Source organism: Rhizobium sp. CBN3 (genome assembly GCF_030518245.1).
In the GTDB taxonomy this organism is placed as follows: Bacteria; Pseudomonadota; Alphaproteobacteria; order Rhizobiales; family Rhizobiaceae; genus Rhizobium; species Rhizobium aethiopicum_A.
In genome coordinates this window covers 51,407-63,111 of record NZ_JAULSE010000006.1, presented here as the reverse complement: position 1 = coordinate 63,111, position 11,705 = coordinate 51,407, and the positions used below count along the sequence as shown (strand labels likewise).

Here is an 11,705-nt window from a genome sequence, read left to right as displayed (position 1 = left end):
TGTAATATTCCGTGATCGCATGCGGCACTTTTCTGCCATTTTTCGACGGATTTAAGCCCCGCCGCCTGCAAGGGCGTCGAGTTCAATAGTTGAGGGATACACCGTTTTGAAGAAAATCAGCCGTTCTATTATCGCTGCCGCAACTATTGCAGCCTGCTCTTCCATGCTTCCGGCGGAAGGTTTTGCTGCAAATGGCTGTGGCGGTGCTTCGTGGTACGCTCTTCACTCCAAAACTGCTTCCGGAGAACGTATGAACCCCGCCGTCTTGACTGCCGCGCATCGTTCGCTTGCATTCGGCACCAAGGTCAAGGTCACCAACCGCAACAATGGCCGCACCGTTGTCGTGCGCATCAATGATCGCGGCCCGTTCATCCGCGGCCGTGTCCTGGATCTGTCGCGCGCCGCCGCACAGAATATCGGCATGGTGAGCTCCGGCACGGCGAAGGTCTGCTACCAGGTGATCAGCTAAGCCCGGAGCTTGAAACCGGCTGCGCCGTCAGCGGCGCTTGCTCTTGTCGCCAATCGCGGTTACCACGCGATTGAAACCTGTAAACAATCCGCCCGGCCTCGGTGTGCGGATCGTTCGCACGGCACGGCAACAGGAGATATGTGAATGCGTCTGGGCGGCCGCCTCGAAGGGGCGATTTCTGTGCTCGCGGACATCGATGCCCGCAAGCGACCCGTCGCCGACGCACTCAAGGACTGGGGCCTCGCCCATCGCTTCGCCGGCTCCGGCGACCGCGCCGCGATCGGCAATATCGTCTACGACGCCTTGCGCATGCGGCTTTCCCATGCCTGGCTCATGGATGACGACAGTGCCTCGGCCATTGCCCATGCCGTCATGTTCCGCCAGTGGGGTTTTACACCTGACAGCCTCGCAGCCGAACTCGCCGACGACAAGTTTGCGCCGGCACGGCTTTCGCCTGACTCCATTTCGGCTTTCCGAAGCCGCTCGCTCGACGATGCGCCCCTGCATGTGCAGGGCGATATTCCGGAATGGGTTCAGCCCTCCTTCGAAGAGTCCTTCGGTGCCGGCTGGCTCGCCGAGGCGCAGGCGCTTGCCGCCCGCCCGACGCTCGACCTGCGCGCCAATATCCTGAAAGCCTCCCGCGACAAGGCCGTCAAGGCGCTCGAAAGGGCCGGCGCGCATGCGGCGAAGATCGCCCGCTACGGCATCCGGATTGCCGCAGGCGAAGGCGCCTCGCGTCTTCCCAACGTGACAGCCGAGCTTTCGTTCCAGAAAGGCTGGTTCGAAGTTCAGGACGAGGGATCGCAGATCGTCGCCGACCTGGTGCTCGCGCGCGACGGCGAACAGATCCTCGATTATTGCGCTGGCGGCGGCGGCAAGACGCTCGCCATGGCCGCCGCCATGCAGAACAAAGGCCAGGTTCACGCCTACGATGCCGACCGCAAACGGCTTGCGCCGATCATCGAGCGGCTGAAGCGGGCGGGCACGCGCAATGTCCAGGTGCATGACGATGCAAGAGGGCTTTCCGGCCTTGCCGGGCGCTGTGACAAGGTGCTGGTCGACGCGCCCTGTACCGGCACCGGCACATGGCGCCGCCGCCCCGATACGAAATGGCGGCTGACGGCGAAGAACCTCGACGAACGCACCGCCCAGCAGCAGGACGCGCTGGCGCAGGCGAGCGGCTTTGTCAAACCGGGCGGCGAACTGATCTATGTCACCTGCTCAGTGCTGCCTCAGGAAAATGAGGAGCAGGTGCGCCGATTTACGGCCGGGAATGCTGATTTTGAGATCGTCAGCGCCCTACCCGCCTGGGACGCGCTCTTCGGCAAGGACGCGCCGCGTCCGCATTCCTCCGATGGCCTGACGGTGACGCTGACGCCAGCCTCGACCGATACGGACGGCTTCTTCTTCTGCCGCATGCAGCGGAAAGCCTGACCCGGCGCGGTTGCCGCTGATTTTCCAGGCGAATGCACTTGAAAAAAGCAGTTCTGCTGCCCCGCGCCATTCTTAAAATCATTCCAAACTAGAGCGTTTGACACCAGTTTACTTTTGCGCGAAGAGACGGAGCCCGACGGAATATCCGTCACAGGAGAGGATTATGAAGCTCAACCGCAAATTCCGCGCAGCCGTGCTGGCGATTGCCCCCGCAGCCCTGCTCGCGCTTCCCGCGCAGGCCGAGACCGATGCTAGCGCCGTGGTGAAACATTATGCCGAGGTGGCGCATGCCAAATACGAGGACTCGCTGACGACGGCCAAGGCGCTCGACGCCGCCATCGACGCCTTCCTGAAAGCGCCGACCGATGAGACGCTGAAGGCCGCGAGGGATGCCTGGATCAAGGCGCGCGTTCCCTACCAGCAGACGGAAGTCTATCGTTTCGGCAATCCTGTTGTCGACGACTGGGAAGGCAAGGTCAATGCGTGGCCTCTCGATGAAGGCCTGATCGACTATGTCGACGCCTCCTACGGCAGTGAGAGCGACGAAAACTCGCTCTATGTGGCGAATGTCATCGCCAACAAGACGATCAAGATCGACGGCAAGGATGTCGACGCCTCGAAGCTGACGCCTGATTTCCTCTCCGGCACGCTCGCCGAAGCCGGCGGCATCGAAGCCAATGTCGCAACCGGTTACCATGCCATCGAATTCCTGCTCTGGGGCCAGGATATGAACGGCACCGGCCCCGGCGCCGGCAACCGCCCGGCAACGGATTACGACCTCAAGAACTGCACGCATGGCAATTGCGACCGCCGCGCCGAATATCTGAAATCCGCATCCACCCTGCTTGTTTCCGACCTGCAGGAAATGACCGACAACTGGAAGCCCGACGGGGCTGCGACGAAGAACGACGAAGCCGATCCGAAGGCCGGCCTCGTCGCCATCCTGACCGGTATGGGTTCGCTCTCCTACGGCGAACTTGCCGGCGAGCGCATGAAGCTCGGCCTGCTGCTGCACGATCCCGAGGAAGAGCATGACTGCTTCTCCGACAATACCTACAACTCGCACCTCAACGACGCGATCGGCATCGTCGCCGCCTATACCGGCAACTATACCCGCGTCGACGGCACCAAACTCAGCGGTCCGTCGCTGCACGACCTCGTGGCCGCCAAGGACAAGGCGCTCGATGCCGAGATGGAAGGCAAGCTCAACAAGACACTCAATGCGATGAACGCCATGGCCAAGCGCGGCGAGACGGTCGAGAAGTACGACCAGATGATCGCCGAGGGCAACAAGGAAGGCAATGCCGTCGTGCAGGCCGCCATCGACGGGCTGATTGACCAGACGAAGTCGATCCAGCGCGTTATTGCCGCACTCGATCTCGGCACGGTTCAGCTTGAAGGTTCCGACAGCTTGGATAATCCTAACGCCGTCTTCAAATAAGCAAAAGGCGGGCCGCTTCGAAAGCCGGAGCGGCCCGAACCCTGAAATGTCGCATGCCCCGGCCCGCCGATTGATCGCCAGCGCAGCGCTCTGCGCCATGCTTGCCGGATTTTCCGCGGCCATTGCCGCCGGTTTCGATCTGCCGACCAAACGAACGGACCTTTCTGAGGCCGATCTCAAACGCGTTGCCGACGTCACGCGGCCGACCAAGGATTTTTCCAAGGCTGAACAATACGAAGCGATGCAGGCCGGTGCCGCAACCTCGATCGATCCTGTCACCGAGGACAGCTTCTCGCATATTTCGGCCAACATCCCCTTCGAGGAAGAGCAGAATTTCAAGCTCGGCAATGCGCTGTTCCGCAAGCTCTGGGTTTCCGCCCCCTCCTCGACGCAGGCCTCCGATGGCCTCGGGCCGCTTTTCAACGCCCGCTCCTGCATGAGCTGCCATGTCAATGACGGCCGCGGCAAACCGCCGGAGGACGGCCCGAGCGCCACCTCGACGTTCCTGCGGCTTTCGCGTGCGGCCAGGACGCCGGAGGAGGAGAAGGCGATCGCGAATGCCGATATCGTCAATTTCCCCGATCCGGTCTATGGCCATCAATTGCAGGACCTTGCCGTCCCCGGCCTTGCCGCCGAAGGCAGGATGGCGATCAGCTATCGCGAGGAAAGGGTGACGCTTGGCGATGGCGAGGTCGTGTCGTTGCGCCGGCCGCATTATACGGCGACGAACCTCGCTTACGGGCCGCTCGACACGGCGACGACCATTTCGGCGCGCGTGGCGCCGGCGATGATCGGCCTTGGGCTGATCGAAGCCATTCCGGAAGCCGATATTCTAGCCCATGCCGATCCTGATGATGCAGACGGCGACGGCATTTCGGGCAAGGCGGCGATCGTGCGCGACCATCGCAGCGGCGAGATCGCGCTCGGCCGGTTCGGCTGGAAGGCGCAGAACGCCACGGTGCGCGATCAGAGCGCGGATGCCTTCACCAACGATATCGGCATCTCGACGCCCGATCAGCCGGATGCGCATGGCGACTGCACCAAGGCGGAAGAGAAATGCCTTGATATGCCGACCGGGGTGCAGAAACGGCTGGGTGCAGAAGAAGCACCAGGACCTATTCTCGACCTCGTGACCTTCTATTCGGAAAATCTCGCCGTTCCGGCGCGGCGCAAGGCGAGCTTCCCGGAGACGCTGCGGGGCAAGCGGATTTTTTACGAAACCGGCTGCATTTCCTGCCATGTGCCGAAATTCGTCACCCGCCGGGAGGCGGGCAACAAGGCGCAATCCTTCCAGCTGATCTGGCCCTATTCCGACTTCCTCCTGCACGATATGGGCGAGGGTCTGGCCGACGGACAGCAGGTCGGTCTTGCAAGTGGACGTGAATGGCGCACGCCACCGCTATGGGGTATAGGACTGACCCGGACTGTCAGCGGACACAGCTTTTTCCTGCATGACGGCCGTGCGCGGGATCTCACCGAAGCGATCCTCTGGCATGGCGGCGAAGCTGAAAAAGCCCGCAACGCATTCTCCTCCCTGTCCAAAGACGACAGGCAGGCCCTGATTACATTCCTGGAGTCACTTTGATGCGCCTTTGGCACCCCCTGCTCTGCTTCACTCTGATCGGCCTCGCCACATCGGCGGCCGCCCAGACCGCCGCTTCTCCGGCAGGGCTCAACGAGGATGCCGTTCCCGCCGTCATGCAGCGCGCCGTCGACGAGGTGATCCGCCCCGGCTATCGCAACATGCAGCAATCGGCCGCCCGGCTGACGACGGCGATGAAGGATCTTTGCGACGGCGGCACGCAGCAGACGCTCGACAAGGCGAAATCCGCCTTCGACGATACGATCCGCTACTGGTCGATCATCGAGATCGTCCAGACCGGACCGGTCATCCAGGACAATCTCTTCGAGCACATCCTGTTTTACCCCGACCGCAAGGGTGTCGGCCTGAAGCAGGTGCAAGCGCTGATCGCGAAGGCCGATCCGAAGGATGCGACGGTCGACGCGATCGCCGGCAAGAGTGTGGCGTTGCAGGGCCTGACGGCGCTCGAATATGTGCTCTACGGCAACGGCTCCGAGGACCTCGTCAAGCAGAAGGGCGGATTCCGCTGCCTTTACGGCGCAGCGGTCGCCGGCAATATCCAGCGTGAGGCCGGCGAAGTCGTCGCTGCCTGGGAAAAACCCGATGGGGTGCAGGCGAGCTGGAAACATCCGGGCCCGCAGAGCAATGATTTCATGGACAACAAGGAAGCCGTGACCGCGCTGCTCGGCATCCTCGTCCACGGTGCGGAGAATGTCCGCGACCAGCGGCTGGAGCAGTTCTATAAGGGCAAGGACACGGCGCCGCGCCCGCGCATGGCCATCTACTGGCGTTCGAAGAACACCTGGAAATCCATGGCCGCCAATTTGGAAGGCCTGCGCACGCTCTGGCAGAAGGCCGGCATGGCCGAGCTTCTGCCAGCGGACAAAAGGTCGGTCGCCGCCTCGATCGACGCGGATTTCAAATCGCTGCTCGACAGCGTGCCGAAGCTCAATCCCGACATCGACGTCGCCGCGAGCGATGCCGAGAAGGCCAAGCTCGACGCGCTGCTTGCCGACAGCCGACAGCTGATCACCAGAATCAGCGACGAATATGGCTCGGCCATCGGCCTTTCGGCCGGCTTTTCCTTTTCGGACGGAGACTGAAGCGATGATGCGAAGCACCACGATCGATCGACGCAGCTTCGTCAAGGCGGCAGGGATCGGCTTCCTTGCAGCTTTGACACCGAGGTCGCTGATGGCCCTGGAGCGCTCGGACGCCGTCTATGCCTCGGGCATTCGCACCGCCGACGGCTCCTTTGCCATCGCGACGGTGACGGAGCGCGGCGAGATCATCGATGAGGTGACGCTTCCCGCCCGAGCGCACGGCATGGCCTTCAGCGCCGCCACCGGCAAGACCGTCGCCTTTGCGCGCCGGCCCGGCACCTATGCGATGATCTTCGATCCGCGGAACAAGGGCGAGCCGGTCGTCGTCAGCTCCCGAGAAGACCGGCATTTCTACGGCCACGGCGTCTTCTCGCCCGATGGCCGCATTCTCTACGCCAGCGAGAATGATTTCGACGGCAATCGCGGCATGATCGGCATCTACGACGCGACCGACCGTTTCACCCGCATCGGTGAATTCGAGACATACGGCATCGGCCCGCACGATATGACCGTTTCCGATGACGGGCACCTTCTCATCGTTGCCAACGGCGGCATCGAGACGCATCCGGACTTCGGCCGCACCAAGCTCAATCTCGGGGCGATGCAGCCATCGCTGGTCCTGATCAATGCCGCGACGGGCGCGCTGATCGAAAAACAAGTGCTGCCGGCCGAATGGTCGCAGCTGTCGACCCGCCACGTCGACCTCGACGGCGAGGGCCGCATCTGGTTCGCCTGCCAGTACGAGGGGCGCCGCAAGGACCTGCCGCCGCTCGTCGGCCATTTCGCCAAGGGCGAGGATCTTTCCTTCGTCGAGTTGCCGGAGGAGACGACGCGCAGGCTTGCCAATTACGTCGGGGCGATCGCCGTCAATCGCAGCGAAGGCCTCGTCGGCATCACCTCGCCGAAAGGCGGCGCCTCGGTGACGATCGACGCGAGGACGGGCAAGGTGCTGGCCGAGACGGCAATTGCGGATGCCGCGGGCATCGCGCCGGCAAGAGAAGGCTTTGCCGTCTCCTCCTATGACGGCGATTTCCTGTCGACCCGCAGCGATGTCGCCTGGGATCAGCATATCGTGCGAATCTCTCAGCCGACGCGCGCATAGGCCTTCTGCTCGCCACTGATCGCCGACGCCGCGGTCCTTGCCGCCTCATGCAGCCATTCGCTCCCGCGCACCCGCAGATCGTCCAGGATCGCCCCCGCCGCAGCCGGATCGTCGGAATGGCAGTTGGCGATCTCAAAGCCCATCAGCTCGAGCATCGTCGGTGCAAGCAGGATTTCCGGGTGCTTGTCGATCTCGATCTTGCGGCTGTTCGGCGAAAGCCGGCGCACGAGAATACGCCCGGAAACTTGATAGTGGGGATCGGCTGAGCGCATCCGGCCGCCGGCGATCTTACCCACACGGATGGTCCCATCCCGCGACCCATGGCAAAGCAACCAGGCTGACGGCACCAGCGCCTTCGCCTCGCGCAGCACCGGCCCGCCCTGCCATTCGGCATAGGCGACGAAACGCGGCCGGCCGAGACTGCCGGTGCCGGCGCGATGCGGTTTCGCCACGAAACCGCCTGAGCCGGGCGGCAATGCAGCGGTAAGCGCCTTGATATAGGTGGGAGGCGCCGGTTTCCTGCCGGGACGCAGCGTCTCGTATTTCTCCCAGAATTCCCGGCGTTCGCCATTCGGCAGCACCGATGCCTTGCGCAGCCATTTGTAGTCGCGCTCAAGGATGACGGGCAGCGGATTTTCAAGACCCCTGCGATAGCCGGTGAGGATCAGTTCGCCGATCACGCGAACGGACGGGCCGTTGTCGCCGCGCGCCAGGATGGCGCTCGCCGCCAGGCGAACGAGATCGAGCGCATAAGGCATGACCGCCGCGTCGTCGAAATCATTGACGCCCCAGACGAGCCGGCCCTCGACATCGCGCCAGGTGCCGAAATTTTCAAGATGCGTATCGCCGACCGCCAGCACTTCAGGCGCGCCGGCGAGGTCCTGGCAGATGTCGAGGATGGTTTCGCACCAGCGCCAATAGGTGGCGCGCAGAAAGACGAACGCATTGCTGCGCATCTTCTTATGCTTTTCCTGCAGGTCCCTTTTGACGAGATCGTCGCCAAGTTCGCCGGCCAGCCAGTTCTCGAAATTCCGCACCGATTGCGATATCGTCGTCATGCCGCTGATGCTCCAGCCTTTCGAGTTTGGATGCGAGAATACGCGCTCCGCGCGAAGCCGCAATCGCCGTTGCACGAGACCGGCGGCGCTGACGACGCAGGCTTGCGCAACGACGGCACGGCGAAAGGTTGCCGCGGCGACACGGTTCGCGGTTTCCGGCGTCGGCCGGGCGGATTTCGGCGACGTCCAGCTTGTCGAATCCGGCCCGCCATGCCACTTTCCCGGCTTCGAGAGGGGTAGCCATGAGCGAGACTGACAGGGGCGATTTCCGCGCGCGAATCCGCCGCAATTTTGCGCGCCAGGCGGCGATGCAGACGATCGGCGCGGAGCTGACACGCGTCGAGCACGGCGTCGTCGAGATCGAGCTTCCCTTCGACGTCAAACTGACACAGCAGCACGGCATCCTGCATGCAGGCATCATTTCGGCGGCGCTGGATTCGGCCTGCGGCTTTGCGGCCTACAGCGTCATCGACCCCGAAGCCTCGATCCTGACGATCGAATTCAAAGTCAACCTCATGTCGCCGGGGCGTGGCGAGCGCTTCCTGTTTCGCGGGGAAATCACCAAACCCGGCTCCACCATTATCGTCGCCGACGGGCGAGGCTACGCAATCAGCGACGGGCCAGCGAAACTGATCGCCTCCATGACCGGAACGATGATGGTCATCCGCGGCAGAGAAGGAATTACAGGATGAAGTTCGAGCTGAAGTCGGTCGCAGGAAAATCCATGCTTTTCGTCATGGCGGCGGAGGCCGAATACGGCTCCTTCCTGCGTTCGCGCATCGAACCCTTAATGACCGGCGTCGGCCCGGTCGAGGCGGCGGTCGCGCTGACCAAGACCCTGGCACGGCTGGATGCGGCCGACGACCTGCCGGATCTCGTGGTTTCGCTCGGCTCGGCCGGTTCGGCGAAACTGGAGCAGACCGAAGTCTATCAGGTGAGCTCGGTTTCCTATCGCGACATGGACGCCTCGCCGCTCGGTTTCGAAAAGGGCCTGACGCCCTTCCTCGACCTGCCGGCGGCGCTCGAGCTGCCGCTGCGCATCCCCGGCATTCCCGAAGCCAGCCTTTCCACCGGCGGCAACGTCATCTCGGGTGCCGCCTATAGCGACATCGAAGCCGACATGGTCGACATGGAGACCTACGCGGTGCTGCGCGCCTGCCAGGGCTACAAGCTGCCGCTGATCGGCCTGCGCGGCATTTCCGACGGTGCGGTCGAACTGCAGCATATCTCCGGCTGGACGGAATATCTGCACATCGTCGACCGCAAGCTCTCCTACGGCGTCGACAGCCTGTTCACGGCGCTGGAGGACGGGGTTTTCTGGTTCTAGCTCTCGAATACGCCGCCCGTCTTGCAAAGGCGCGGGGACAATCGGAACAATAAAAACCCGATGCTGCCGATTTCCCGGATTGCCAGGCGAAGCGCTTTTCTTTAAAGCCTCGCCATGACCCAGACAGCACATCCCGACTCCGTTCTCATCGTCGATTTCGGCAGCCAGGTGACCCAGCTCATCGCACGGCGAGTGCGCGAGGCCGGCGTCTATTGCGAGATCGTTCCCTTCCAATCCGCCGAAGAAGGCTTCAAGCGCCTGCAGCCGAAGGCGGTGATCCTGTCCGGCAGCCCGGCTTCGACGGTCGAAGAGGGATCGCCGCGAGCGCCTCAAATCATCTTCGACAGCGGCCTGCCGGTCTTCGGCATCTGCTACGGTCAGCAGACGATGTGCATGCAGCTCGGCGGCAAGGTCGAAAGCGGCCATCACCGTGAATTCGGCCGCGCCTTTCTGGATGTCGACAAGGACTGCCAGCTGTTCGAGGGCCTCTGGTCCTCCGGTTCGCGCCATCAGGTGTGGATGAGCCATGGCGACCGCGTCACGGCGCTGCCCGATGGTTTCAAGGTGGTCGCCACCTCTTCCAATGCGCCCTTCGCCTTCATCGCAGACGAGAAGCGCAAATATTACGGCGTGCAGTTCCATCCGGAAGTCGTGCATACGCCCGACGGCGCAAAGCTGATCGGCAACTTCATTCACAATGTCGCCGGCATCAAGGGCGACTGGTCGATGTCGGCCTATCGTCAAAAGGCGGTCGAAGATATCCGCAAGCAGGTGGGTGACAAGCGCGTCATCTGCGCGCTTTCGGGCGGCGTCGACAGCTCCGTCGCGGCGCTGCTGATCCACGAGGCCGTCGGCGACCAGCTGACCTGCATCCTCGTCGACCACGGCCTGATGCGCAAGGACGAGGCGGCCAATGTCGTCGCCATGTTCCGCGAGCACTACAATCTGCATCTGCTGCACGTCGATGCCTCAGACCGTTTCATCGGCGAGCTCGAGGGCGTCAGCGACCCTGAAACGAAGCGCAAGATCATCGGCCGGCTCTTCATCGAAACCTTCGAGGAAGAGGCGAAGAAACTCGGCGGCGCCGATTTCCTCGGCCAGGGCACGCTCTATCCCGACGTTATCGAGAGCGTTTCCTTCACCGGCGGCCCGTCGGTGACGATCAAGTCGCACCACAATGTCGGAGGCCTGCCGGAGCGGATGAACATGCAGCTCGTCGAGCCGCTGCGCGAACTGTTCAAGGACGAGGTGCGCGCGCTCGGCCGCGAGCTCGGCCTGCCCGACAGCTTCATCGGCCGCCACCCCTTCCCCGGCCCTGGCCTCGCGATCCGCTGCCCCGGCGGCATCACACGCGAGAAGCTCGAGATCCTGCGCGAAGCCGATGCGATCTATCTCGACGAAATCCGCAAGGCCGGCCTCTACGACGCGATCTGGCAGGCCTTCGCCGTGCTGCTTCCCGTCCAGACTGTCGGTGTGATGGGCGACGGGCGCACGTATGAATTCGTCTGTGCGCTGCGCGCCGTCACCTCGGTCGACGGTATGACGGCTGATTTCTACCACTACGACATGGAATTCCTAGGCCGCGCAGCCACCCGCATCATCAACGAGGTGCGCGGCATCAACCGTGTGGTCTACGACGTCACCTCGAAGCCGCCCGGCACGATCGAGTGGGAGTGAGGACCGAAGCCGCCGCCATACCGCGCTATTTCAGCGGCAGAAACAGCTCCGCCAAGACTCATGTTCCGGCACCTCCGGAAAGAAGCTGAGGCGTTGGCAAGAGACGGGGAAATCACGTGTTTCCTCGCGCGGCGTGCTGATCTTCTCCGGCGTCAATGTCTGGCCGGCACGCAGACCAGGGACCAGAGCGCCGCATGGATCGCCAGGCTCGACAGCATCGCCGCCGGCAATCCGCCTGTCGTGGTGCCCGGACATCGGCCCCTGAGGCAGCGACAGATCTCTCCGGCGTCGACCATACCAAAGCTATCTGCTCGCGTTCGAGGAAGAGCTGGTCAAAGCCGCGGACTTCGCCGCGTTGAAGACAGCGATGGAAGCCCCCTGGCCTCGGCTTGGGTGTCGCCCTCCAAATCGCTCGAAGGTTTCCAAAGGCGGGGTGAAGTGGGGCTGAGACTGCCGGTGCATCGCTGATGTAATCGGATCGATGCTCAACTAAGCGCCTGCCGCGAGCAGTT

10 protein-coding genes and 1 pseudogene are annotated in these 11,705 nt (G+C 63.0%); 10 read left to right on the top strand and 1 reads right to left on the bottom strand.

The features are described 5' to 3' along the window. Nucleotides 1-106: 106 nt before the first annotated feature. The 6 genes from QWJ46_RS11505 to QWJ46_RS11480 all read left to right on the top strand — a co-directional run bounded on the left by QWJ46_RS11505 (nucleotide 107) and on the right by QWJ46_RS11480 (nucleotide 7,131). Nucleotides 107-469 (top strand): septal ring lytic transglycosylase RlpA family protein, encoded by a 363-nt coding sequence (locus QWJ46_RS11505; RefSeq protein WP_085776661.1) that lies wholly within the window; start codon nucleotides 107-109, stop codon nucleotides 467-469. Between the two features lie 144 nt (nucleotides 470-613). Beyond that, nucleotides 614-1,903 (top strand): RsmB/NOP family class I SAM-dependent RNA methyltransferase, encoded by a 1,290-nt coding sequence (locus tag QWJ46_RS11500; RefSeq protein ID WP_302751226.1) that lies wholly within the window; start codon nucleotides 614-616, stop codon nucleotides 1,901-1,903. Nucleotides 1,904-2,066: 163 nt separating this feature from the next. Next, nucleotides 2,067-3,344 (top strand): imelysin family protein, encoded by a 1,278-nt coding sequence (locus QWJ46_RS11495; RefSeq protein WP_302751225.1) that lies wholly within the window; start codon nucleotides 2,067-2,069, stop codon nucleotides 3,342-3,344. 46 nt (nucleotides 3,345-3,390) lie between these two features. Beyond that, nucleotides 3,391-4,929 carry a di-heme oxidoredictase family protein gene (locus tag QWJ46_RS11490; RefSeq protein ID WP_302751224.1) on the top strand — a complete coding sequence of 513 codons (1,539 nt, stop codon included), beginning with the start codon at nucleotides 3,391-3,393 and terminating at the stop codon, nucleotides 4,927-4,929. After that, nucleotides 4,929-6,029, top strand: a complete 1,101-nt coding sequence (locus QWJ46_RS11485) for an imelysin family protein (RefSeq protein ID WP_302751223.1) — start codon at nucleotides 4,929-4,931, stop codon at nucleotides 6,027-6,029. The genes QWJ46_RS11490 and QWJ46_RS11485 overlap by 1 nt, the downstream gene beginning before the upstream one ends. A gap of 4 nt (nucleotides 6,030-6,033) precedes the next feature. Then, entirely contained in the window at nucleotides 6,034-7,131 is a 1,098-nt protein-coding gene (locus tag QWJ46_RS11480; protein WP_302751222.1) for a DUF1513 domain-containing protein, read from the top strand. Here QWJ46_RS11480 and QWJ46_RS11475 read toward each other — a convergent pair. Continuing rightward, the gene (locus tag QWJ46_RS11475) at nucleotides 7,113-8,189 is read right to left on the bottom strand and encodes a DUF2252 family protein (RefSeq protein ID WP_302751221.1); all 1,077 of its coding nucleotides are present in this window, start codon (nucleotides 8,187-8,189) and stop codon (nucleotides 7,113-7,115) included. The two genes, QWJ46_RS11480 and QWJ46_RS11475, sit on opposite strands and share 19 nt — an antisense overlap. Nucleotides 8,190-8,431: 242 nt before the next feature. On the opposite strand from QWJ46_RS11475, the gene QWJ46_RS11470 reads away from it, so the two are divergent. The 4 genes and pseudogenes from QWJ46_RS11470 to QWJ46_RS11455 form a co-directional block, all read left to right on the top strand. Continuing rightward, a complete protein-coding gene (locus QWJ46_RS11470; RefSeq protein ID WP_085776653.1) occupies nucleotides 8,432-8,881 on the top strand; it encodes a PaaI family thioesterase in 450 nt (149 codons plus the stop codon). Further along, nucleotides 8,878-9,516, top strand: a complete 639-nt coding sequence (locus QWJ46_RS11465) for a 5'-methylthioadenosine/S-adenosylhomocysteine nucleosidase (RefSeq protein WP_184457967.1) — start codon at nucleotides 8,878-8,880, stop codon at nucleotides 9,514-9,516. The genes QWJ46_RS11470 and QWJ46_RS11465 overlap by 4 nt, the downstream gene beginning before the upstream one ends. 114 nt (nucleotides 9,517-9,630) lie before the next feature. Further along, nucleotides 9,631-11,193: a glutamine-hydrolyzing GMP synthase gene (guaA, locus tag QWJ46_RS11460; protein WP_302751220.1), complete on the top strand. Its 1,563-nt coding sequence runs from the start codon at nucleotides 9,631-9,633 to the stop codon at nucleotides 11,191-11,193. Nucleotides 11,194-11,323: 130 nt separating this feature from the next. Further along, nucleotides 11,324-11,641: pseudogene (locus QWJ46_RS11455) on the top strand (MBL fold metallo-hydrolase); the annotation flags it as partial. Nucleotides 11,642-11,705 lie beyond the last annotated feature (64 nt).

What these genes read in the sequence shown, in the direction of transcription:
- guaA (WP_302751220.1), top strand. Translation starts at nt 9,631, where the DNA reads ATGACCCAGACAGCACATCCCGACTCCGTTCTCATCGTCGATTTCGGC.
- QWJ46_RS11495 (WP_302751225.1), top strand. Translation starts at nt 2,067, where the DNA reads ATGAAGCTCAACCGCAAATTCCGCGCAGCCGTGCTGGCGATTGCCCCC.
- QWJ46_RS11480 (WP_302751222.1), top strand. Translation starts at nt 6,034, where the DNA reads ATGATGCGAAGCACCACGATCGATCGACGCAGCTTCGTCAAGGCGGCA.
- QWJ46_RS11485 (WP_302751223.1), top strand. Translation starts at nt 4,929, where the DNA reads ATGCGCCTTTGGCACCCCCTGCTCTGCTTCACTCTGATCGGCCTCGCC.
- QWJ46_RS11500 (WP_302751226.1), top strand. Translation starts at nt 614, where the DNA reads ATGCGTCTGGGCGGCCGCCTCGAAGGGGCGATTTCTGTGCTCGCGGAC.
- QWJ46_RS11465 (WP_184457967.1), top strand. Translation starts at nt 8,878, where the DNA reads ATGAAGTTCGAGCTGAAGTCGGTCGCAGGAAAATCCATGCTTTTCGTC.
- QWJ46_RS11475 (WP_302751221.1), bottom strand. Translation starts at nt 8,189, where the DNA reads ATGACGACGATATCGCAATCGGTGCGGAATTTCGAGAACTGGCTGGCC.
- QWJ46_RS11470 (WP_085776653.1), top strand. Translation starts at nt 8,432, where the DNA reads ATGAGCGAGACTGACAGGGGCGATTTCCGCGCGCGAATCCGCCGCAAT.
- QWJ46_RS11490 (WP_302751224.1), top strand. Translation starts at nt 3,391, where the DNA reads ATGTCGCATGCCCCGGCCCGCCGATTGATCGCCAGCGCAGCGCTCTGC.